The following is a 23,531-nucleotide window of genomic DNA, read 5'->3' as shown; positions in this document are numbered from 1 at the left end:
TTTTCTCCAAAATAAACACAATTTTCCCTTCTGATCCCAAATCTGACTTTGGTCGCACAAACTTGAGCTTTTCAAATTAAATCGAACGGAAGAAAGCATAATAAAACCCCGCTTTCCGAGAAAAGCGGGGTTAGTCAGCAATCTGAAAGGACCGACGGCAACGTCGGTCCTTTTTTTACTGCAGCCGCGCATCTTCCCTTTTACAAAAATAGATTTTATACTGGAGCAACTGCCCACTCCGGCAATCCCGAAACCCCATCTTTGATCAATCCCCATAAATGAGGAAGACCATGTCGCCTGTAGCCGAAGCACAATTCACGGACTACCGCAGCTCCGTTTTCAAAGCTCTTGATGAAATCGGAGCAGCCGCAGCCATTGCCGAAGAAAATAAAATCCTGCTCAAACCCAATCTGGTCAACAGCTCCCCGCCTCCGGTGACCACAGCTCCCGAATTCTGCCGGGCGGTACTGGAATATGCGCAGACGGCCAACCCGGACGCGGAAATCATAATCGCTGAAGGATGCGGTGACATGAACCGCGAGACTGACGAAATATTCAGGATGCTGGGCTATGAAAAGCTGGCCGAAGAATTCGGAGTGCAGCTGCTGGACCTGAACCATGCCCCACTCTGCGAAAAGAAAATGGCAGGAACAAAAGTTTTCCCGTCCATCTTTCTGCCGGAAATCGCTTTTAGCCACAAAACCATTTCCCTGCCCAACCTGAAAGCACACTCACTGGCCGGGATAACCGGGGCCATTAAAAACATGATGGGCTTTGCGCCTCCGTCCCACTACAATGCCGGAAGCTGGAAAAAATCTTTCTTCCACCAGCAGATGCAGCAGTCGGTCAAGGAACTGAACATGTACCTGCCGCCGTGGCTTTCTGTGATGGACGCCAGTGTGGGGCTGGCCGATTACCATCTGGGCGGCGCACTCTGCGACCCTGACCCGGAACTCATTCTGGCCGGATTCGACCCGCTGGAGCTTGACCGCAGGGCCGCGGATATCCTCGGTCTGAACTGGTGCGATATCGGGCACCTACGCTAGCAGAACAAATACAAATCCTCCCGGCAACAAACGCATTGCCGGGAGGATTTTAAAATTCGGACTACAGGTAGCGGGCTAAGCTTCAAGCTCAGCTTCAGCCTTGGCGTCCCTGATGATTTCCTTAAATTCCCCGGTGGTCTTGTTGTAAGTATCCACAGTCCAGTCCTTGGCCTTTACCCCGGCCTGAACAGCGGACTTTGCTACACCCCGCACTGTTTCGGACTTGTAAGCTGCATAACAGACCAATCCACCGGCAACGGTTCCTGCCGCAACGAGAGCGATTCTTCCAAGACTCATAATATACTCCTTTTACTCACCGGATTCAGCCCGGCGGTTCTGGTTCGCGCTGTAATATTTCTAGCTGTTGAATCCAGAATAAACCTTTACGCGATCATTCGTAAAATCGAGATGTTGAGTATTAATTTCAAACTTCAAAAAAAGCTCCCACCTTTCGGGGGAGCACTTTATGTCAAGCAATCAAAAATCAGTATATGATTTTATTTCAAGCTCTTATTCCTCTTCATCCAGCTGCTGGCATTCCGGACAGAGGCCGAATAAAAGCATCCGGTGCCGGGTAAGGGTGTAGCCGTTTTTTCTGGCCAGCTCTTCCTGTCTGCGTTCAATATTTTCATCAAGAACCTCTACTTTCTTCTCGCACCGGGTGCAGATAAGATGATCGTGATGTTCATGCCCGTATGAATGTTCATAAAGAGCCACCCCGCACCCGAAATCAAGACTGTCCGCAAGTCCGCAGGTTACGAGCAGTTTCAAAGTACGGTAAACTGTTGACTGGCCCACTTCCGGGACTCTCTCCTGAACAAGCTTGAAAAGCTCTTCCGCAGAGAAATGCCCTTCTGTTTCAAGAAAGGTTTCAACAATCGCCTTGCGCTGGGGAGTCATGCTCAACCCGTTTGCAGCGAGATAATCCATAAATATTTTTCGTGCTTCAATCGACATGTCGAAAATGAAATCCATTTTCACTCTCTTGTCAAGGGCATTTATGATTTTTCGCATCAGAAATGAAACTCCCCGCAATGAGCAGGGACATTGCGGGGACTTATCTTACAGGACTTAATCTTCACCCATTTTTCTTCAAATATTTACTCACCGCCTGCCGGGTGACCCCGATGAGCTGGGCAGCTGAAGACTGGTTGCCCTTGGTTCTGCGCAGGGCTTCTTCAATGAGCCGGGCCCGGACCTCCTGCAAGGTGGGCAGCCGCGTGCCGAAGCTGACGCTCTCTCCCGAATCAGGCACAAATCCTTCTGAACCGGGCGAATCCCCCGGCACCACCAGCAATTTTTTAAAATGCTCAGCTTTTAATTCCTCATTGCCGCAGATGGAAGCGGCATCATGAACAAGATGCTGCAATTCCCGCACATTCCCCGGAAAAGGATAAGTTTCCAGAAAGGCGGAAAGTTCATGCACATCAGTTTCCACTTCGCTCCCTGTTTCACGTTGCACTTCATCGAGGAAATGGGAAATCAACAACGGCAGGTCCTCCCTGCGTTCCCTGAGCGGCGGGATATTAAGCATATGTCCGCGCAGTCTGAAAAACAGATCCTTACGGAATTTACCCTCTACCTGCATTGCAGTGATGGACTGGTGGGTGGCGGTGATGATCCTCGCGCTGGATCGCTTGGACATGTCCGACCCCAGCGGCATGAATTCGTGCTCTTGCAACAGCCGCAGCAGCTTGGTCTGGGAAGCCGGGCTGAGATCACCGATTTCATCAAGGAACAGGGTCCCGTTTTTGGCCTTTTCCACCAGACCGATGCGTGCTTCCGTGGCTCCGGTAAAGGCTCCTTTCTTGTGTCCGAACAAAGTATCGGAAAAAACATTGTCATCCAGCCCGGCCACGTTCACGGCCACAAATTTACCTTTTCTTCCGCTGCCGTTGTGCAGGGCACGGGCGATAAGTTCCTTGCCCACCCCGGATTCCCCGGTGATCAGTGCCGGACGGGAAGTCTCGGCAATGGCCTCAATATACTTGAAGATTGAAACCATATCCTTGTGAGCGGTGACAATCTCCGCGAACAATTCCGGACGGTCCGGTGAATCCTTGAAAAAACGTTGCTGCAAGGACTTGTTTTCCTGCCGCAACTCGAAAATTTCAATGGCATGACGAACCCCGGCAATGAGGGTATTGCGGTCCTCGGTCTTGACGATGAAATCAAATGCGCCCTTGCGGATACAATTGACCACAGCCTTGATCTCGTTCAGCCCGGAAATTACCAGCACCGGGATTTCCGGGTGCTCCTCCACAATCTGCGGAATAAGTTCCTCTCCGGAAACATGGGGCATCATCAGGTCCACGGCAACGGCGCAGAATTTCCGCTGGGCCAGAGTCTCCATGACCTTGGCACCGTCATTAAGCAGCACAACATTATCAATGCCCTGCGAACGCAACGTGGCCCGGAAGCTTTGCAGCCACGAATCCTCGTCATCCACCAGCAGCAACGGATATCTGGGGGTCAGTCCTGTACTTTTATTCATTATTATTCCTCTTCCCTGATTACCGGAATTGAAAATCTGGCAATGGTTCCGCCGCCGGGGTTAGCTGAAAATTCCAGCCGTCCGCCATGCTCCTGCACGATTGTGGAAGACACAGATAATCCCAGCCCGGTGCCGCCGCTGGTCCGTTTGGTAGTGAAAAAAGGATCGGTGATTTTCTTGATATGCTCTTCGGCAATGCCCACCCCTTCATCACGCACAACAATCTCAACTACGCCCTCCTGTTCTGCAAACCTCGAAGAAAGCAGAATTCCCTGATTACGGTCAGAAAGAGCTTCGCAGGAATTTACCAGCAGATTGATCAAAACCTGTGAAAGACGCTGCGAATTACCGCGCACCTGCGGCAGCTCGGTCGCGAGATCCAGTTCAAAGCGCGCGGTTTTATGGCTGATCAGGTTTTCCAGCAGCCGCAGTGAATTATCGATCACGTCAACCAGATCAACCTCCCACATGAGCTCGCCGGGCTCCAGCCGGGAATAATCCTTCAAACTGTTCACAATCCCGCTGATGCGGCTGGCCCCTTCCTGCATACGTGAAAGCAGATCGGGCATGAAGCTGCGCAATTCGTTGTACTCCAGCCCACCGGCCAGAAAATCACCGTTCTCGTGGTAGTAATCCTCAAGGACCGGGGTGATATCCCGCCAGATTTCATCCAGCAGAGGCAGATTGAGGGTCATGAAGCTGTTGGGATTGTTGATCTCGTGGGCCATGCCGGAGACCAGCACGCCCAGCGAGACCATTTTATCGGCCTGAATGAGCTGCTGTTCTTTTTCCTTGGCCTGCCGTTCGGATTCCACCCGCTCAGTGATATCGCGGATAGCGCAGACCCCGACCTTTTCGCCCTGAAAGATAATGTCCCGCTGCTGAATTTCACAAATAAGCATGCGCCCGTCCCTGCTGCGAAAGCCGGCTTCAAAACGGGACTTGCGGTTTTTGGAAGTATGAAAACGGACCGTATCCCGGCTTTCAGGATCGGCAAGGTCATCGATATTCAGCCCGGCGAATTCCTCCTGAGAGTAGCCGAAAAGACGTTGTCCGGCCCGGTTGGTGGTCAGGATTTCGCCTTCATGATGAATGAAAATGGCCTCAAAAGTGGACTGGGAAAGCTGGCGGAAACGCTCTTCACTTTCACGCAGGGCCGCTTCGGCCACCCGGCGGCGGGCAATGGCCTGCGCCTGCAGAAAATTCTTACGGGCCAGAATGGAAATCTGATTGGCGATCAGGCAAAGGGCATTACAGACGCTTAAGAACTGTTCCCGGGACATGACCGGGACTTCCTCCAGCGCGGTCATGAATTCATCCTCATCGGCACCGATTTCATGGGCATACCGTTTAATTCTGTCGTCATTGATGGGCGGGCAGCGCACCTGTCCGATAATCCAGTTGGCAATATGGCGGTCACCCACATAGAAGCTGGTTCCGCCGTCCCAGAGTCCGCCGCTGAGGCAGGGACGCATGATCGGTTCCAGCGGACTCTTGGTTCCGAAAGAAGCATCGGAACGCATGCAGTTCTTCAAACCCTTTTCAGTCTTGCGGATAACATCATTGCAGAGGCGGCAGAAACGGCTGGGCCGGGTGATGGGCCGACCTTCAAGGTCGGTAATAATTGAGGCCACATTGGTGGCTTCGGAAAAAGCATCCTGAATACGCTGGAGAGCTTCAACATCAAAATAATCCTCAAACCTGTATTCCCGCCCGTTTTTATCAAGATCAGCAAAACGGGAATTAAGACTGCAATCCTTCCCGAAGTTGCCGCAAAGGGTACGGTTCGCCTCCAGCTCTGCCACCCTGCCGCGCAGGGTGTTCAACTCTTCAATAAAATCCTCATGGACGCCGTTATCTATATCTTTGTCTATTTCCATTGCTATTAACCTTCTTCTGCATCCCAAGCATTTTCAATGCCAGCTCTGAAAAAGCCTTCAAACAAGGTAAACACATCCCTCTGATCTGCGCAATCCATCCCTTCCGCCTCTCCCGGCAAACCGGAATGACAACCATGCTAACCCGTGCGTCAACCAAACGAACAAACATCCTATAAACATTCGTAATAACAAAACTATTCCTAATCCAACTTCTTCTCCCGCAACTAACTTGTCAACCTGCGCTGACAGTCACATTTTCCCAATTATGTCACAAAAGTCAGCGAACACAGCTAACCGCCCGCAATACAAAACAGAACCGACCATGGCACGTTTTTCTCTTTAGGGGAGTCTGTAACGTGATGGAAGGTGAATGGATTTAATCAAATTTTAACTGAAGGAAAACCGATGCCGGTAACAACAGAAATTGCACTGCGCATGGTCGCTGCCGCACAGGAAAAAGCGGAAGAGATCGGTGTGCCCATGGTCATCGCCGTAGTTGATCAGGGCGGTAATCTCCTTGCTCAGGTACGCATGGATGATGCCCTGCTGGTCAGCATCGACCTGTCCCTGAACAAGGCCTACACCGCCGTAGCCGCCAAGATGAGTACCGAAACCCTATGCTCGGTAAGTCAGCCCGGTGGCGAACTTTACGGCATTCACAACGCAGACAATGGACGCATTGTCATTTTCGGCGGCGGAATGCCCATTGAAAAAGGTGGAAAAGTAATCGGTGGAATCGGCGTCAGCGGCGGAAGTGTGGAGCAGGACATCGCTTGTGCGGAAGCGGGCCTCGCAGCTTATTAATGCCTCCGGCGGGTCTACCGACGGTCCCTGCCGGGGGCCTTAAACCCTTTTTGAAAAAAGGGTTTAAGAATCCCAAAAACTTTTAATAATTTTGAACAACTAAGCACTAAAAACGGCGAAGCCTAACAAAAAGTTTAGGAGAGTCCAGAGAACCCTTTCCAAAGGGTTCTTTGGCCCCCGGAGGGACCGTCGGTAGACCCGCCGGAGGCATCTTTAACTCCAAATTTAAGGAATGGAATCATGACCAAGAACAAACCCAGTGTTGAAATCCCCAAAACAGTCGGCGCGTCCGGCAGAGTTACCAAAACCCTTGACCGTTTCCTGAACACCGCCCCGGCAGTTTGCGCCGAACGTGCGGTGCTGATAACCGAGTCCTACAAGGAAACCGAGGGCCAGCCCATGCCCATCCGCCGCGCCAAGGCTCTGGAGAAGATCCTTTCCGGCATGTCCATTTTCATTCAGGACGATGAACTCATTGTCGGTAACCAATGCTCCATGCCCCGCTCCGCGCCCATCTTTCCTGAATTTTCCTGCAAATGGGTTGAAGACGAACTGGACCGCCTCGAAAAAAGAACCGCTGACGTTTTCCTTATCTCCGAAGACGTAAAAGGCAAACTGCGTGAAGCCTTCACTTATTGGGACGGCAAGACTGTTAACGAAATCGCCTCCCAGCTCATGCCTGAAAAGTCCCTTGAGGCGCACAACGACGTTGTCTACACCGTAGGTAACTACTTCTACAACGGCGTGGGACACATCTCCGCCAACTACGAAAAAGTGCTCAATGTCGGTATCAACGCCATCATCAAGCAGGCCGAAGACAAGCTGGCAGAACTTGATTTCGCCGACGGTGAACAGCTGAACCAGATGCATTTCCTCAACTCGGTCATCACCGCCAACAAAGCTGTGGTCGCTTTTGCCGCACGTTTTGCAGAACTGGCTGAAAAGATGGCTTCCGCCTGCGAAGAACCTACCCGCAAGCTTGAGCTGAATGAAATCGCCCGCATCTGCCGCAAGGTTCCGGCGCAGCCTGCCGAGAACTTTCAGGAAGCACTGCAGGCCTTCTGGTTCGTACATCTGGTCATCCAGATTGAATCCAACGGCCACTCCATCTCCCCCATGCGCTTTGACCAGTACATGAACCCCTTCCTGCAGAAAGACGACATCTCCATCGAACAGGCTCAGGAAATGCTGGACATGCTCTGGATTAAATTCGCGGAACTTAACAAGGTCCGTGACGAGAACTCCACCATGGCTTTCGCCGGTTACCCCATGTTCATGAACCTCATCGTGGGCGGCCAGAAGCGTGACGGATCCGATGCCACCAACGCCATGTCCTACCTCGTGCTGCAGGCAGGAGCCAACACCAAGCTTTACGCTCCTTCTCTCTCTGTACGCATCCATGAAGGCACTCCTGATCCGCTGTACAAAAAAGCAGCCGAACTGAGCCGCATGGGTATGGGTTACCCCGCATATTACAACGACCGCGTCATCGTTCCCGCCCTGCTGGCCCGCGGCCTTGAGCGCGAAGATGCCCGCGATTACGGCATCATCGGTTGTGTTGAGCCTCAGGTGGGCGGCAAGACCGAAGGCTGGCACGATGCTGCTTTCTACAACATGTCCAAGATCATTGAGCTGGCCCTCAACGACGGTGTTGACCAGCGCACCGGAAAGCAGATCGGTCCCAAGTCCGGCAAGATGGAAGAGTTCAAATCCTTTGAAGACGTCATGGAAGCCTACACCCGGCAGACTTCCTACTTCGTCAAACTCATGGCTGCCGCCGACAACGCAGTGGACATGACCCACGGCAAGCATTGCCCGCTGCCTTTCCTCTCCTCTCTTGTTGACGACTGCATTGCCGAAGCCAAATCCTTGCAGGAAGGCGGAGCGCATTACAACTTCACCGGACCTCAGGGCGTAGGTGTTGCCAACGCAGGCGATTCCCTGACCGCCATCAAAAAAATGGTTTTCGACGAAGAAGCCATCAGCCTCAAGGACCTGCACGCAGCCCTTGCCAGCGACTTCGAAGGTCAGGAAGATCTGCGTCTGATGCTGGTCAACCGCGCTCCCAAATACGGCAACGACGACGATTATGCTGATGAAATCGCCAAGGAAGCCGCGCTCATCTATTGCGAAGAAGTAAACAAGTACACCAACCCCCGCGGCGGTAAATTCCAGCCCGGTCTGTATCCCGCTTCCGCAAACGTCCCCCTGGGTTCCGTGGTTATGGCAACTCCCGACGGACGTAAGGCATGGTCACCGCTGGCAGACGGCGTATCGCCCATCTCCGGTTACGATTCCTGCGGTCCCACCGCTTCCGTACTCTCGGTTGCCAAGCTGGATCACGAAATCGCATCCAACGGCACCCTGCTGAACCAGAAATTCCACCCCTCCGCCATCGAAGGCGAAAAGGGACTGGAAAGCCTCAAGGCCGTTACCGAAGCATACTTCCAGAACGGCGGGTTCCACGTACAGTACAACGTCATCAGCCGGGATACCCTGCTCGATGCTCAGGCCAACCCTGAAAAACACAAAGGGCTCGTTGTCCGCGTAGCAGGATACAGCGCATTCTTCACCGCGCTCGATAAATCCCTGCAGGATGATATCCTCGCACGTACTGAACAGAACTTCTAAAGAAGATGCCAAGTAGGCCTCCGGCGGTCCTGCCGGAGGCCTTAAACCCTTTTGGGAAAAGGGTTTAAGAATCCCAAAACTTTTTAGTTGTTTTAATTTATCAGTAAATTTTTAAAGCCGCCTTCGCACTATTTACAGGGAAAGTACTTTTTATTGCTGCTTATGCTCTTCCAAGCCACGCAGAGCGAAGCCCTTCCCCAGCCGCCGGAGGCATTCAAAAGTGAGTATATTTTATGAGATGGAAAGAGCGGCAGCATAGATTTAGTTTAGAAGATAGAGATAAGGCTGATCTTACGGGATTGGTTTTTGATATTCAGCGTTTTGCTGTGCATGACGGCGGCGGCATCCGCACTCTGGTATTTTTGAAGGGCTGCCCTTTGAGCTGCAAATGGTGCCAGAATCCTGAATCCATGAGCATCAGACCGGAGATCATGCGCATTCCCCACCACTGTATCAGTTGCGTGAAATGCGCCACCCTCTGCCCGGAACAAGCCATAGAATACCGGGAAGACGGGGTCTTTATTGATAGGGAAAAATGCAACCTCTGCGGTGAATGTGTAGAGAAATGCTACGCCGGATCCATGACCATTGTGGGCCGTTATCTGACCGTGGATGAAGTAATGGAAGAGGTGGAGCGGGACCGCCCGTTTTACGATACATCAAGAGGCGGGGTGACTTTTTCCGGCGGCGAACCTACTTTGCAGTCTGCTTTTTTGATTGAGGCATTGAAAGACGCGCATGAACGGGGGCTGCATACGGCCATTGAATCCTGCTGCCTCTGCGCACCGGCCGCTTTCCGAGAAGTGCTGCTGCATACCGACCTCGTGCTCACCGACATCAAGCACATGGATTCAGCCCGGCACAAAGAGCTTACCGGCATGCCCAATGAACAGATTCTGGAGAATATCAACATGGCCGCACGTATGGGCAAAAAACTGCGCATACGCATTCCACTCATTCCCGGCTGTAATGATTCTGAGGAAAATATCGAAGCCACAGCGAAATTTGTGGAATCGCTGGGAAGCAGCGTTGAGGGTCTGGATATCCTGCCCTATCACCGTCTCGGCGAACCCAAATGGGAACAACTGGACCGGGAATACTGCTTGAGCGGAGTAAAACCGCCGGAACGGGATCATGTGCTGGCTTTGAAAGATTTGGTAACGCCCCACTGTGACAATGTTTCAGTGGGTGGATAAAAAAGGCCTCGCAATATATCAGAACATTGCGAGGCTTTATTTTTTCTAGATCATCCTGAGCCGAATCCGGCACAGAATTATTACTCAGCAGTAATAACTTCCAGACCGCCCATGTAAGGACGCAGAGCTTCGGGAATGACGATGGAGCCGTCTTTCTGCTGGCAGTTTTCCACCACAGCAACAAAAGTACGTCCCACAGCGAGGCCGGAGCCGTTCAGGGTGTGTACGAACTGCTTTTTCTTGCTGTCCTTGGGCTGGAACTTGATGTTGGCGCGGCGGGCCTGAAAGTCCACGCAGTTGGAGCAGGAGGAAATCTCGCGGTATTTATCCTGTCCGGGCAGCCAGACTTCAATGTCGTAGGTCTTGGCGGAACCGAAGCCCATGTCCCCGGTGCACAGGGTGATTACGCGGTAATGCAGGTTAAGACGCTTAAGGATTTCCTCGGCGTGTCCGGTCATCTTTTCGAGGTCTTCAAAACTTTTGTCAGGATGGGCAAAACGGACCATCTCCACTTTGTGGAACTGATGCTGGCGGATCAGCCCTTTGGTGTCCTTGCCGTAAGAACCTGCTTCGGAACGGAAACAGGGAGTCGGAGCGCAGTAGGCGATGGAAAGCTCATCTTCAGTAAGCACTTCATCGCGGTGCAGATTGGTCAGCGGAACTTCCGCAGTGGGAATCAGGAAATATTCCCAGTCTTCCAACTTGAAAAGATCCTCAGCGAACTTGGGCAGCTGTCCGGTGCCGAACAGGGAATCACGGTTGACGATGTACGGAGGAATAACCTCTGTGTAACCGTGATCCATGGTCTGTACGTCAACCATGAACTGGGTCAAAGCACGCTCCAGACGTGCGCCCCATTTTTTGAGCACGGCGAAACGCGCCCCGGTGAGCTTGGCTGCGCGTTCGAAATCAACACCGCCCAGCTCCACAGCCAGATCCCAGTGTTCACGGGGGGTGAAATCAAATTCAGGCTTCTCACCCCAGTGGCGGATGACCGGGTTGTCGTCTTCGGTTTTACCGAAAGGAACGGACTCGTCAGGCATGTTGGGTACGGCAGACAGCCATTCACGCTCTGCGGTTTCAATATCTTTGAGGTCTTCATCAAGGGCCTTGATCCTGCCGGAAACCTCACCCATGCGGGCGATAATTTCAGAGGCATCGCCCCCTTCCCTCTTTATCTTTGCAATCTCGCCGGAGGTGGAGTTGCGCTCGGCCTTGAGGGATTCCACTTCCTGCAAGAGAGACTTGCGGCGGGAATCCAGATCGCTGAATTCATTAACATCAAGTTTAGAGCCTCTTTTTTCAAGGCTTTCGCGAACTACATCCAGATTGTTCTGTACAAATTTCAAATCGAGCATTTCATTCTCCTCATATCATCAATATATAAAGCTCATTGCGAGCCGCGCTGACACAACCAAAATAAACTTAATTTATTTTGAAAAAATTCTTTTTGTTCATCAAATCCATAGATACCAATATCACGGACGCAACACTAGTAGCTAATCTAAGCGCACTAATAAAGGGTATTCTTGCATCAATTTGCATAAAATCCCTACAAATCATCAATTCCCCGGTACTTGTTATCGTAAACACAGGCCACGTTGGCATAAATTCCAGCCAGAAGCAGCAAAAGCATAAGGCTCCCGGTCCAGCAGCAGACAAAAACATATACCACGCTGGCAAACATACCGAAACCCTGCAGACCTTTTTTCCAGCTCCATGGCGATTCCAGCCAGTTACGCTCATGTTCAAGCAGCTTGTCCACCAGTTTAAAAGGCGGATCAGGGTCCGGAAGCTCCATCATGGACACAGCTGCCCCGGCGATAAAAGCCAGAGTAAGGAAAAGGGACTTCGTCCATAAAGCCATGAGCAACACAAAAAAGGAACCGATCATGATAATCCAATTCCAGTGACTCTGATGTCTTTTCCAGATAATGCCGACAATATTATTCAAGGCCATGGCGGGAGAGTATCATTTCACCTCACAGTAAACAATATGCAGCATCTGCCTCTTTAAATATGGACGAAATCAGGATAACGTACCCGCATGATTGAAACCATTGTACCGTCCATCGGAAAAATACTTGTTGATAAAGGCTGGACCATGTCCACTGCGGAATCCTGCACCGGAGGTCTTGTTGCCGCCACCCTGACCGATTTTTCCGGCAGTTCAGCATGGTTCTCCGGAGCCGTGGTCGCATACTCCAATGATGTAAAAATGGCCCAGCTGCACGTGCCGCAAGCCGCTCTCATGGAACACGGCGCGGTCAGCGAACCTGTGGTCCGGGCCATGGCCGAAGGGGTCTGCAAAACTCTGAACGTGGATGTGGGCATCTCCCTTTCCGGCATTGCCGGACCCACCGGAGGCACTGCGGATAAACCCGTGGGCACTGTCTGGATGGGCTGGCATGTGAACGGAAAGACCTACGCCGAAAAATTCATCTTCAGCGGTGACCGCAAAAGCGTGAAAGACCAGAGCCTGCAAACCGTACTGGAAAATCTGCTCCGTATTCTGGAAGAGAGTTAATCAAAATGAAGAAGACGCTGTGCCTGATCATTCTCCTTGTTCTCTGCTGCGCAAATAACGGATTCTGCCGGGATTCCCTGCGCAAGACCCTCAACCTGCACGGAGAGGAAGAAAAACACCAATCCGTGCTGCTGGAAGAATTCCGCGATGCATGGGATGAAGTGCAGGACGTTACCGGTCCGCTGACCATCGAAGGGGACGTGCTCGGCTATCTGCAGTCTTACGGCGAAACCGAGATAGACGGAGATCCCAAAAGCAGTAATTCCTACGGAGCCTATAAAGCCCGCATCCGGCTGCACTGGAATCCCACTGAAAACGGGAAATTCTTCTTTCAGGTTCAGGGCGGCGCATCAGATGTGTACAGCAACCCTTCCCGGCGCGGACTGGTGCTTTCGCCGCTCAACTCACAGGCTTCGCGGACCAGCCCCGGCGGCGAGGCGTCAATTTCAGATGTGCTTTACACCCAGCATTTTGCGGATAAAAAGATGTTCGTCTCGCTGGGCTATACCGACCCGGAATCCTTCATGGATGAAAACCGCTTTGCCGGAAACGGGCGCACCCAGTTTATTAACACCATATTCAATAACGAGCCGATTTTTGACGGCATTGACTCGAACCTGCCCATCGTTGCAGTTGGATTCAATGCTCAGGATAAATTCAAGCTGACCATGCTGGCCCAGTCCAGCACCTATGCCGGCCGCCCCGAAGTGGAGAGAAAAGACGAATTTGAAAATGTGCCTGACAACCCGCTCATCGGCGGACAGCTGACATATTCGCCCAGCTTTGGTAAACTGAAAGGTAATTACCGCATCTTCGGCTGGACCAACACTTATGACCAGCCGAGAATCGACGGTGAAGAAGATTCGGTCAACTGGGGTGTGGCCTTTAACATGGATCAGGATATTACCGAAGATTTCGGTATCTTCGCACGGCTGGGCAAAGGTAACGGAGCCATAAACAGCATCACCTGGTCATGGTCGGCAGGCACGCACTGGCAGGGTCCCATATCCGGACGGGAACAAGATGTCTGGGGCGTGGCCGCAGGCGGCGTGCAGGGCAACAGGCATACGGACAACACGGATATGGAGTACCATTACGAAACATACTATCAGGTCAAACTCACGGACAATTTTTCCATTATCCCGGACCTGACCTACGTAACCAACTCCAATGCCAACAGCAGCAATGATGATATATTGTTCGGAATGTTGAAATTCTTCTTCACTTTTTCCACACCCGGTTCATAAACGCTTTAACAGGCTGGGATAAAATGAAAAAGATACGCACATTTATCGCACACCCCGGACCGCAAGAATGGATAAAAATGATCGGCAGCGCGCATTCGAACCTGCGCGAGGGGCTTAAATCAAGAATTTCATGGGTCAAGCCTGAAAATATGCACTTTACCCTCAAATTTCTGGGCAATGTAGAGGAAGACAGGCTTACAGAGCTGGACGATGTACTGCAGAAAATCCCGGTTGTAAACTTTAAAATTTCATCATCTGGAGCAGGATTCTTTCCTTCTCAGGATAAGCCGCACATCATCTGGACCGGCATATCATCCGGCACCGAGCAAATCTGTTCCACTGCCGCTGCAATCGATTCCAGTCTGGAGAAAATCGGTTTTGCCCCCAACAGAAAATCCTGCCATGCCCACCTGACTCTGGGCCGGGTCAAGAAAAACGGGCAGGACGACTGGGCTGCACTGGCCGAAAAAATTAACTGCTTCAACCTGCCCGACGCAACCATCAGCGGATTCAATCTTTACAAAAGCGTGCTGACACCTGAAGGGCCTGTTTACTCCGTACTCAAAGAATACCGCTAACCACCTGCGCTAACTGCTAGTTTATACCTGAGTTTATTGAACGGGCGATGCCTGTTCAATAAACTCAGGTTTTAAGCGTTGACTCATTCATTCATCTGATTTATTCATTTGATTAATTCAAGCGAATAAAACAGCCCCGAGGGGTCTATTTAGAGGATATAAACATGGCAGCAAACAATACAGAAACACGGCGCGGAGGCGCAGCACGCCCCGAAGAAACACGAGCCAAACTGATCCAGACAGGCTTGCGGCTATTCGGCTCCCACGGATTTGAAAGTGTAACCACACGGATGCTGGCCAATGAAGCCGGAGTGAATCAGGCTTCCATTCCCTACCACTTCGGCGGCAAGGAGGGCTTGTACCGGGCAGTGTGCGAAGATGTTGTCCAGCAGGTACGCATGCACGTCGGCATGCTCTCCGGGGAAATGGATAAGATATTTCAAGCGGCCCCTACTCCACAGAAAGCGGCGGCTGCGGCACTCCGCCAACTTTACCGTTCCTTCTTCAACGGTGTTTTGAGGGAACAGAACGCCAAGGACCGATTCCTGTTCATGATCCGCGAATATCAGGATCCCGGAGTCGGTTTCGATATAATCTATGAAGGTGCTCTTCAAACAATGCACCAGTCCATCAGCCTCATTGCGGCAGCGGCCTTAACACTGGAGCCTGAATCGGAAGAAGCCATGATCCGCGGACATGTTCTGCTGGGCCAGATGTTCGGATTTATGGGTGCCCGGTCAATCCTGCTGCGCCGTTTGAACTGGGAAACATATACCGAAGAAAATATCAGTGTCATTCTGGAAGCTGTGACCGAAATGGGCCTCTGCGCCCTTGGGCTGCCTCTGGACGGAGAGCAACTGCACACCAAGGAGGAATCATGAGTTCCATTATGAATTTATTCAAAAACAAGAAACTGCTCATCTTCCCGGCTCTGCTTGTGGGGGTAATCATACTTTTCACTGTAGTCTCCAACAAGAAAAGCCCGCAGCTGGCTGATGTTGCCGAGCGGGCCACCACGGTACGGGTCATCGAGGTACCTGAAGTGGCAGTGGTTCCGAGAGCCATCGGCTATGGATACGTGCAGCCCGGCCAGACATGGAATGCCGTTGCGGAGGTGGGCGGCAAGGTTGTGGATGTGCATCCCGATCTTGACCGGGGCAACATTCTGGCCAAAGGCACTATTCTGCTGCGCATCGACCCTTCCGAGCCGGGCTTTGTGCGCGGACAGAGCGAGGCCGAAGTGGAATCCGTACTGGCCGATATCCGCAACCTTGAACAAAAGGAAAAAGATTTCCGCCGCCAGCTTGATGTTGAAAAAGGTAAGCTGGCCCTGCTCAAAAAAGATTTCCAACGCCAGAAAATCCTGAAAGAACAAGGGGTCATTTCCTCCTCGGAACTGGATACAGTGGAGCAGAATTTCCTTACCGGGCAGAATGCGGTGGAAAATTTCCAGTCCGCACTCAACCAGATCCCCACAGAAAAGCAACGTTTGCTGGCCCAGCTCGCTTCGGCACGGCACAAGGTTTCCAGTGCCAAGCTGGACGAAGACCGGACAATCATCATCGCCCCCTTTGACTGCCGGGTGGCTGACGTAAGTGTGGAACAGGGGCAGGCCGTGAAAATCGGCGATGTGCTGACCAAGCTGGACAGCATGGGAATGTCCGAAACCGTGGCTCAGGTGCCGCTGTCCGCTTTCCGCAACATCGTCCCTCAGGGCGGCCCCAGCCCCATGCGGGACGGTGCAGTCGACCCGGAATCCCTGATGCGCTTTCTCGGTCTTTCCGCCATTATCCGGGTCAATCTGGGTGATATTTCCGCCGAATGGGACGGACGGGTTTCCCGCATTGCCGAAGCCGTGGACGAACAGACCCGCACCCTCGGCGTCTATGTGGCGGTGGACGAACCTTACCTCAAAGCCAAACCGGGCAAACGCCCTCCGCTCATAAAAAACATGTATGCCGAAGTGGAACTGCGCGGCAGACCTTTAGCACCCGTAGCGGTAATCCCGCGCAACGCTGTCCACGACAATGTGATTTACGTCATGGATGAGGACAAACGGCTGTGCTTGCGCGAGGTTGAACTCTCACTGGTTCAGTCCGGATTTGTAACTGTTGCCAAAGGAATCAAAGCGGGAGAGACAGTGGTTGTAAGCGACCTTGTTCCGGCCATCGACGGCATGCTCCTCAATCCGGTCAATGATATTAAGCTCCGGGACGCCTTGGTCAGCGAAGCTTCAGGGCAGCAGGAGGCACGATGAAATCTCACGGAATCATAGAGTATTTCGCCGACCATCCCACAGCGGCAAACCTGCTGATGCTCATATTCTTTGCCGTGGGGATTTTCGCCGCTCCCAAGCTGCTGCGCGAGACCTTTCCCGACTTTGCAGCCAATCAGGTGCAGGTCACGGTAATCTATCCCGGCGCAACAGCCGAAACCGTGGAAGAAGCCATCTGCCAGCGCATCGAGGACGCCCTTGACGGCATCATCGGTGTGGAAGAAGTGACCGGCGAAGCACGGGAAGGAAAGGCCACGGTAACAGCCGAAATGGTCGAAGGCGGTGATTTCAGCAAATTTATCGATGACGTGCGCTCCGAAGTGGATGCCATCGACGACTTCCCGGAGGAAGCCGAAGAGCCGGTCATCAGCGAACTGAACCGCACGGATAATGTGGTGGGCATCGCTGTTTCCGGCCCCATGTCCGTGCCGCATCTCAAGATGTACGCCGAACAGCTCAAAGACCGTCTGCAACGACTGAAGCTGGTTTCACTGGTGGAGATTCAGGGCTTCTCGGAACACCAGATCCGCATAGAAATCCCGGCGGCAATGCTCATGCAGTTCCGGCTGTCCATGACCGACATTACCGATGTCATCGGTCGCCAGTCACTGGACCTGCCCTCCGGCACCATTGAAACCGCACAGGGTGATATTCTGGTCCGCTTTGCTGATGAACGCAAAAAGGTCCATGAATTTGAAGATCTGGTGGTTAAATCAGGAACCACGGGCGCGGAAATCCGGCTGGGCGATATCGCCACCATCACCGACCGCTTTGAACTGGACGAAGATAAATTCATGTTCAACGGCAAGCGCGCCGCCCTGCTGCTGATCCAGAAGACCAAGGATCAGGACGCCCTGCGCGTGCTCGATGAAGTCCAGACCTTTCTGGACCGGGAACAGAAAATGGCCCCGCCGAAAGTAACCCTGACTTTGACCCAGAACCAGACCGAAATCGTGCGCGACCGGCTCTCCCTGCTGGTGGAAAACGGATTTCAGGGCTTGATTCTGGTTTTCCTCGCCATGTGGCTGTTCTTTGATATCCGTATGTCCTTCTGGGTCTCCATGGGCCTTCCGGTCTCATTTCTGGGCGGACTGTTCGTTATGTACATCTCCGGGCTGACCCTGAACATGCTGACCATGGTCGGCCTGCTGCTGGCCATCGGCCTGATCATGGATGATGCCATCGTCATTGCCGAAAACATTTCCACCCAGCTGCAACAGGGTAAATCTTCCCTGCGCGCGGCCATTGACGGAACCAGAGGTGTGCTTGCCGGGGTAACATCCTCCTTTGCCACCACCCTGCTTATCTTCGGCACCCTCGCCTTCATGATGAAGGGGGATATCGGCAAGGTACTCTGGGTCATGCCCACGGTACTGATCATGACCCTCGCGGTCAGTCTGGTGGAGGCATTTCTCATCCTGCCCAACCACTTGTCCCATTCACTGGCCCACGCGCCCAAAACGGAAAGCGGATTCCGCAAAAAGTTTAATGAACGTTTTAATGAGTTCCGGGAAAAACATGTGGGACGGTTCGTAGACTGGTCCATACGCTGGCGTTACCTGTACATCGGACTGGTTTTCTCCATCCTGCTGGCCTCGGTAGCCATGCTGGCCGGGGGCGTGCTTAAAATGGAAGCATTCCCCGAAGTGGAAGGCGACATTCTGCAGGCCCGTTTACTGCTGCCTCAGGGAACTCCCCTTGAACAGACCGAAGAATCCGTGGAACAAATTGTTGAAGCACTGAAATCCATAAACAAGGAGCTTAGTCCGCTTCAACCCGGCGGAAAAGAACTGGTGGAAAGCTACACCGCCCAGTTCAACACCAATGCGGACGCCAACGAGGCAGGACCTCACGTAGCCACCATAACTGCGGACCTGCTCGGTTCTGAAGACCGCAACACCACCATGGATGAGCTGAAAACCCTTTGGGAAAAAAAGGCCGGACCGATCCCGGACGCCATCAGTCTGTCTTTCAAGGAACCGTCCATCGGACCGGGAGGTCTGGATATTGAAATCCGCTTGCAGGGTGATGACCTCAAGCAGCTGAAAGCGGCATCACACGAACTGCTGGCATGGCTGACACGCTACGAAGGCACCCGCTATCTCATGGATGACCTGCGTCCGGGTAAACCGGAAATGGAAGTCCGGCTCAAGCAGGGAGCCACTGCCCTCGGACTGGACGCCACCCAGATTGCGCGGCAGCTGCGCTCCGCTCTGCAGGGTCAGCAGGCTGCGGAGATTCAGGACGGCAGTGAATCCTATGAAATAGACGTCCGCCTTGATCCCAAGGACCGCAACACCCTCGGTGATCTGGACTACTTTCATGTGACCACGCCCAACGGTGACCAGATTCCGCTGGGCACTGTTGCGGAACTGAAAGAAGGAAGGGGCTGGGCGCGCATCGCCCGCGTGGATTCCCTGCGCACAGTGACTGTACAGGGCGATGTGGACGGACGCGTGGCTAATGCCAACGCCATTGTGGCCGATACCAAAACAAAATTCCTGCCCGAATTGATAAAAAAGTATCCGGGCGTAAGCTACTCCCTGCAGGGAGCGGCCAAGGAAGGGGACACCACCGGGAAATCCATGGGAATGGCCCTCATGTTCGGGGTCTTCGGCATCTTCGTGCTGCTCAGTTTCCACTTCCGCAGCTATCTGGAACCCATCGTGGTCATCACCGCCATCCCGCTGGCCTTCATCGGGGTCATCTGGGGGCACCTGCTCATGGGCTACAACCTGTCCATGCCTTCCATCATGGGCTTTGTCTCCCTTGCCGGGGTGGTGGTCAACGACTCCATCCTGCTGGTGGAATTCCTCAAACAACGCATGAAAGAAGGTATGATTGCGGAAGAAGCCGCATCCAAGGCCAGCCGCCAGCGTTTCCGGGCCTTGCTGCTGACCTCCCTGACCACCATTGTCGGGTTGCTGCCGCTGCTCTTCGAACGTTCGCTGCAGGCGCAAATCCTGATCCCGCTGACCTGTTCACTGGTCTTCGGCATGCTCACTTCCACAATCCTTGTGCTGAGCGTTGTCCCGGCCCTGTACACAATTCTGGATGATCTGGGATTGACCGAAGGGGCGCGTTTGAGGAAGGCGGCGGAAAAGGCTTAAAGAGTTTAAGAATACTGATAAAATTGAAAGGCCGTGGGATTTTCCACGGCCTTTTATTTGATATTTGACTGAAAGTATATCGTGCTGATAAGTTTTGAGAATAAGTTGCCAGTAATTAAATTCTCATTAATAAATTTAAGCGAAACCACTCCAATTAAATCATGATTACAAAAATTCGCGTTTATAACTTCAAGTCACTTCATGGAACGGCTAAAGGACACTATGATTTTGAACTGGAACTAGGAAAATTTAATTGTCTGGTTGGACTTAACGGATCAGGAAAGTCTACCATTTTACAATTCTTTGACTTCTTAACCGTACTAATAAAAGGAAATGTTTCTGAATGGTTTAACAGCAGGGCTTGGACAGAAAAAGAAATTAACTTTCAAGGACGCATTGAGGGCAAGCTCAATCAGGAAAGAAACATCCTCATCCAAATTAGAACAATTCAAAACGATGCCATCGTAACTTGGACGGCAGCATTTAATAGAACCAATAAAAGATGTAGTGCTGAAAGCTTTCTTTATAATGGAGAAAAAATTCTTGATGTTAATAAAAACAAATTAACTATTTATGACGAAATTACATCTATAAACCATGAATACGAAGGATCAATTGTCGCAACCTTGCAAAACAAGATTCTACCTGATGCAGTATTCGAATTTAAAAAAACAATCGAAGGAATTAAATCCTTAGACCTACTTTCCCCAAATCTACTTAGAAAAAAATCCCGGTATGAAAGCGTTGATATCGGACATGGAGGGGAAAGCATCAATGCGTTCTTACATTCCCGTTCAGCTGATGAGACCGAAAGCATAATCCAGACCATGAAATCCCTCTATCCCAACTTTTCAGGATATAACACAAAGGCCTTAAAAGGCGGGTGGAAAAAACTCTCTATTACTGAACTTCATGAAAAAGAAGCAATAGACTTCGATTCCAAACACGCCAGCGACGGCCTACTCCGCCTTTTGGCGATTATTGCCGAAGCTCAATCTGAGCACAGCTTCCTGCTGCTCGATGAAATAGAAAATGGAATTCACCCGGAACTGATTGAAAAGCTAGTCAATATTATTGCAAGAGATGTTAAGGCGCAAACCCTTGTCACAACTCACAACCCGCTGATCTTGAACTACCTGACAGACGAAGAAGCACAGGAATCAGTTTCCCTGATTTATAAGACAAAAGAAGGATTTACCCGCGCTAAAAACTTTTTTGAAATCCCAAGCGTAGCTGAAAAACTCGATATATTGGGGCCAGGAGAAGTATACGTAGATACCAATCTTGAAGAACTGACCAAGTCTCTCCATACAGAAGAGAGTGTATAGCTGTGCTGATAGTTCTTAGCGGTGAAGGGGTTACGGATTTAGGAACAAGAGAACCTGCTGAAGTTGGGGCCGGCTTTAAGCCGGGACCTATGAGCAAACTGGTTGACCTTATTTATGAGGAAGAACTCGGATACTCTCCCTCTGATTGCGATGCTTATAGATTCATAACTAAGCCAGAACTTAAGGTAGCATCACAAAACAAACCCAGAATTCTACCCGGCAGCAAGAAGCGGCAGGGACAGATATATCACTATGCATACGCCCGCGCCTTGGCTTCCATTGCCAAGAAAATAGGAAAACAGAAAAAAACGCCGACCATTGCGTTACTCTTCAGGGATTGCGACGGCTCCAACACAGCAGAGAACACAAGATGGGAAAAATTAATCTCTTCCATGGAACAAGGTTTTGCAGCGGCAGAACATAAACGCGGTGTAGCCATGATCCCCAAGCCCAAATCGGAAGCATGGCTGCTTTGCTGCAAAAAAGAAACCCCGTCCTGTGAAAGTCTGGAAGAGGAATCCGGGAATGATGCCAGCCCCAATTCACTGAAAAAGCAATTGGAAGAACAGATGCCCGAAGGCTGTAATTGCGAAACACTTTTCGAGCTTGCAGAAAAATGCTGGGGCTGCCCAAAACAAAGAGCCAAGCTACGTACAATGTCCAGCTTCAAATATTTTGAAGACAAGCTGCGACAGGCAATCAGGACTCCATAACCAGACAATACTCTTAAAATTAAAGACCTTAAACCTACTTACGATCAACCCGAATAATGACCTGCTTGGCACCGTGCCTGTCATTGACCAGACTGACATTGCCGAATTTCAAATCCCTTAGTTCAAGACCGCCGATCCTGATCCGGTATGTGCCGGGGCAATAGACGAAGGCCATGTTGTCAACTTTTGCTTCCAGAAGACAGGGGCCACTTTGCGCGGGAGTTGGAGTTGAAAGCCTGCCGATCATGAAAGAGGTTAATATCACAGCAATAAGCAGAATGTATTTTAGCGGTTTGTTCAGCATGCTTTTCTCCTTGATTTGGTTGTTGGAGAATTACACTTACAGTATTTACGCTTTAAAGCCCAGCACGCGCAAAACTTCAAAGCCTTTATCATGCCCCCACAACATAACACCGTCCCTCCTCCGCCAACGGAAAAGGACTATTCGCCAGACGGGGGCAGTGATAGCCGAGCACTCGCCCGCTGATTTTGCTTTGCAGAGCCTCGATCTGCTTCCAGTGGGAATGGACACTGTACGGGTTGTCGAATTCTATTTCATGAAAAATAAGGTCGCAGTCCCCGAACCACTGGGCTTCCAGTTCGGGACGGTTCAATATTTTATTGATGGACTCGTCATACTTGGTATCGCCGGAATAGCCGAAGCAGCGGCCTCCGGCAAAAATTTTAAGCCCGATGGAACCGTAAGGAAGAATGTGATGATTCCAGCGGCTATGGATTTTGATGGGACCAAGTTGTAACGGTTTGGCGGGACTCAATGAGTGAAGATCTACATACTCCGCCAGATCGGGAAAGAGCGGCCCGTACTGCTCTGCCAGAACCCGGAAGACCTCATCGGCAAGGATTAAATTAAGCTTACGCCCCAGCATGCGCGCCCGCTGGAGACAAGCAGTGAAACCCTGTACATGATCTTCGTGATTGTGGGTGAACAGGTAATGGGTGATATCGTCCATATGGATTCCGCGTTGCGCCAATGTCTGCGCCGGATAACCGCAGGGATCGATCCAGATTACATATTCCCCGAAACGGACGATGGAATTGGCTACGGTTCCGGTCACCCCGTTGCCGCAACCGATGGGAGTAACTTCAAGTTTATCCCTGTTTTTGCCGTCCCTTGGTATAGATGTCAGCAATTTTTCGATACTCTCATCCGGATTTTCAAGCACGGGAAAATCACTGCGACGATAAAGGGCCTCCCCTGCATCTTTGATAATCACATCACCATTTTTGCAGCAGATTTCCAGCCCGCCGTTTTTATAGCAGGGGTCGGCAACATTAAAATGGCACCATCTGTCCAGCCAGTCCTTGCGGACCACCTTCAGATTCTGGTCATCAAAAAAATAGGGAAATATCCGCTCCAGATTTTGATGAAGCTGCTGCACATCCTGCGGCAAACCGGTGTATTCTTTTAAAATACCGCCCCTGATCTGAGCCTGCCAGAGCACAAACTCTTCCCCGGTACGGTTATCACCGGACATGGATACCTCCCACGGCATAACCACTACAATCTCCTCCCGGAAACCGTGCCCGTTCAGGAATTTCACCACATCAGGCATGCTGCCCACCCGTACGGTCCCCTTGGAAGTGCGCACCAAATCTACAAACATCCCACAGTGTTCTATTCTCTGCACCCGGTCTGTCAGCTTACGTAGCGTACTGCTAGTCATCAACATGCCTCTTTTTC

Annotated in this window: 20 protein-coding genes; 12 read left to right on the top strand and 8 right to left on the bottom strand. The window is 51.6% G+C overall.

Features of this window, described 5'->3' with window-relative positions; all coding sequences use genetic code 11:
- Positions 1–290 precede the first annotated feature (290 nt).
- A complete protein-coding gene (locus tag FMR86_RS05340; RefSeq protein WP_163350048.1) occupies positions 291–1,046 on the top strand; it encodes a DUF362 domain-containing protein in 756 nt (251 codons plus the stop codon).
- Between the two features lie 75 nt (positions 1,047–1,121).
- On the opposite strand, the gene FMR86_RS05335 is transcribed toward FMR86_RS05340, so the two are convergent.
- From FMR86_RS05335 to FMR86_RS05320, 4 genes are all read right to left on the bottom strand, one after another.
- On the bottom strand, positions 1,122–1,343 hold the full coding sequence (locus FMR86_RS05335; RefSeq protein ID WP_163350047.1) for a hypothetical protein: 222 nt from the start codon (positions 1,341–1,343) through the stop codon (positions 1,122–1,124).
- Positions 1,344–1,556: 213 nt separating this feature from the next.
- On the bottom strand, positions 1,557–2,021 hold the full coding sequence (locus FMR86_RS05330) for a Fur family transcriptional regulator (RefSeq protein ID WP_163350060.1): 465 nt from the start codon (positions 2,019–2,021) through the stop codon (positions 1,557–1,559).
- Between the two features lie 103 nt (positions 2,022–2,124).
- Complete coding sequence (locus FMR86_RS05325) at positions 2,125–3,540, bottom strand: sigma-54 dependent transcriptional regulator (protein ID WP_163350046.1); 1,416 nt, start codon at positions 3,538–3,540, stop codon at positions 2,125–2,127.
- Between the two features lie 2 nt (positions 3,541–3,542).
- The gene (locus FMR86_RS05320; protein ID WP_163350045.1) at positions 3,543–5,420 is read right to left on the bottom strand and encodes a PocR ligand-binding domain-containing protein; all 1,878 of its coding nucleotides are present in this window, start codon (positions 5,418–5,420) and stop codon (positions 3,543–3,545) included.
- Between the two features lie 405 nt (positions 5,421–5,825).
- Between FMR86_RS05320 and FMR86_RS05315 the strand changes: the two genes are divergently transcribed.
- The 3 genes from FMR86_RS05315 to FMR86_RS05305 all read left to right on the top strand — a co-directional run bounded on the left by FMR86_RS05315 (position 5,826) and on the right by FMR86_RS05305 (position 10,051).
- Positions 5,826–6,224, top strand: coding sequence for a heme-binding protein (locus FMR86_RS05315; protein ID WP_163350044.1), 399 nt, complete (start codon positions 5,826–5,828; stop codon positions 6,222–6,224).
- A gap of 240 nt (positions 6,225–6,464) precedes the next feature.
- Positions 6,465–8,855, top strand: coding sequence for a glycyl radical protein (locus tag FMR86_RS05310; RefSeq protein WP_163350043.1), 2,391 nt, complete (start codon positions 6,465–6,467; stop codon positions 8,853–8,855).
- A 233-nt stretch (positions 8,856–9,088) separates the two neighbouring features.
- The gene (locus FMR86_RS05305) at positions 9,089–10,051 is read left to right on the top strand and encodes a glycyl-radical enzyme activating protein (protein ID WP_163350042.1); all 963 of its coding nucleotides are present in this window, start codon (positions 9,089–9,091) and stop codon (positions 10,049–10,051) included.
- An 80-nt stretch (positions 10,052–10,131) separates the two neighbouring features.
- Here the strand turns inward: FMR86_RS05305 and serS are convergent, their stop codons facing one another.
- Complete coding sequence (gene serS, locus FMR86_RS05300; RefSeq protein WP_163350041.1) at positions 10,132–11,409, bottom strand: serine--tRNA ligase; 1,278 nt, start codon at positions 11,407–11,409, stop codon at positions 10,132–10,134.
- 194 nt (positions 11,410–11,603) lie between these two features.
- Positions 11,604–12,011 carry a hypothetical protein gene (locus FMR86_RS05295; protein ID WP_239057142.1) on the bottom strand — a complete coding sequence of 136 codons (408 nt, stop codon included), beginning with the start codon at positions 12,009–12,011 and terminating at the stop codon, positions 11,604–11,606.
- Between the two features lie 87 nt (positions 12,012–12,098).
- On the opposite strand from FMR86_RS05295, the gene FMR86_RS05290 reads away from it, so the two are divergent.
- The 8 genes from FMR86_RS05290 to FMR86_RS05255 all read left to right on the top strand — a co-directional run bounded on the left by FMR86_RS05290 (position 12,099) and on the right by FMR86_RS05255 (position 21,829).
- Complete coding sequence (locus tag FMR86_RS05290) at positions 12,099–12,578, top strand: CinA family protein (protein WP_163350040.1); 480 nt, start codon at positions 12,099–12,101, stop codon at positions 12,576–12,578.
- A gap of 5 nt (positions 12,579–12,583) precedes the next feature.
- A complete protein-coding gene (locus tag FMR86_RS05285) occupies positions 12,584–13,825 on the top strand; it encodes a carbohydrate porin (RefSeq protein ID WP_163350039.1) in 1,242 nt (413 codons plus the stop codon).
- Between the two features lie 23 nt (positions 13,826–13,848).
- The gene (thpR, locus tag FMR86_RS05280; RefSeq protein WP_163350038.1) at positions 13,849–14,403 is read left to right on the top strand and encodes an RNA 2',3'-cyclic phosphodiesterase; all 555 of its coding nucleotides are present in this window, start codon (positions 13,849–13,851) and stop codon (positions 14,401–14,403) included.
- A 164-nt stretch (positions 14,404–14,567) separates the two neighbouring features.
- Complete coding sequence (locus tag FMR86_RS05275) at positions 14,568–15,284, top strand: CerR family C-terminal domain-containing protein (protein ID WP_163350037.1); 717 nt, start codon at positions 14,568–14,570, stop codon at positions 15,282–15,284.
- Positions 15,281–16,660, top strand: a complete 1,380-nt coding sequence (locus FMR86_RS05270; RefSeq protein WP_163350036.1) for an efflux RND transporter periplasmic adaptor subunit — start codon at positions 15,281–15,283, stop codon at positions 16,658–16,660. Before FMR86_RS05275 ends, FMR86_RS05270 begins: the two co-directional genes overlap by 4 nt.
- Entirely contained in the window at positions 16,657–19,788 is a 3,132-nt protein-coding gene (locus tag FMR86_RS05265; protein ID WP_203544782.1) for an efflux RND transporter permease subunit, read from the top strand. The genes FMR86_RS05270 and FMR86_RS05265 overlap by 4 nt, the downstream gene beginning before the upstream one ends.
- 161 nt (positions 19,789–19,949) lie before the next feature.
- Entirely contained in the window at positions 19,950–21,116 is a 1,167-nt protein-coding gene (locus tag FMR86_RS05260) for an AAA family ATPase (RefSeq protein ID WP_163350035.1), read from the top strand.
- Positions 21,117–21,205: 89 nt separating this feature from the next.
- Positions 21,206–21,829, top strand: a complete 624-nt coding sequence (locus FMR86_RS05255) for a hypothetical protein (RefSeq protein ID WP_163350034.1) — start codon at positions 21,206–21,208, stop codon at positions 21,827–21,829.
- A gap of 34 nt (positions 21,830–21,863) precedes the next feature.
- On the opposite strand, the gene FMR86_RS05250 is transcribed toward FMR86_RS05255, so the two are convergent.
- On the bottom strand, positions 21,864–22,133 hold the full coding sequence (locus tag FMR86_RS05250; protein WP_163350033.1) for a hypothetical protein: 270 nt from the start codon (positions 22,131–22,133) through the stop codon (positions 21,864–21,866).
- An 88-nt stretch (positions 22,134–22,221) separates the two neighbouring features.
- Positions 22,222–23,514: an MBL fold metallo-hydrolase gene (locus FMR86_RS05245; RefSeq protein ID WP_163350032.1), complete on the bottom strand. Its 1,293-nt coding sequence runs from the start codon at positions 23,512–23,514 to the stop codon at positions 22,222–22,224.
- Positions 23,515–23,531 lie beyond the last annotated feature (17 nt).

Origin of the sequence: Desulfovibrio sp. JC010 (genome assembly GCF_010470675.1) — a bacterium.
Classification (GTDB): Bacteria; Desulfobacterota; Desulfovibrionia; order Desulfovibrionales; family Desulfovibrionaceae; genus Maridesulfovibrio.
This window is presented reverse-complemented; position numbering and strand designations above follow the sequence as displayed.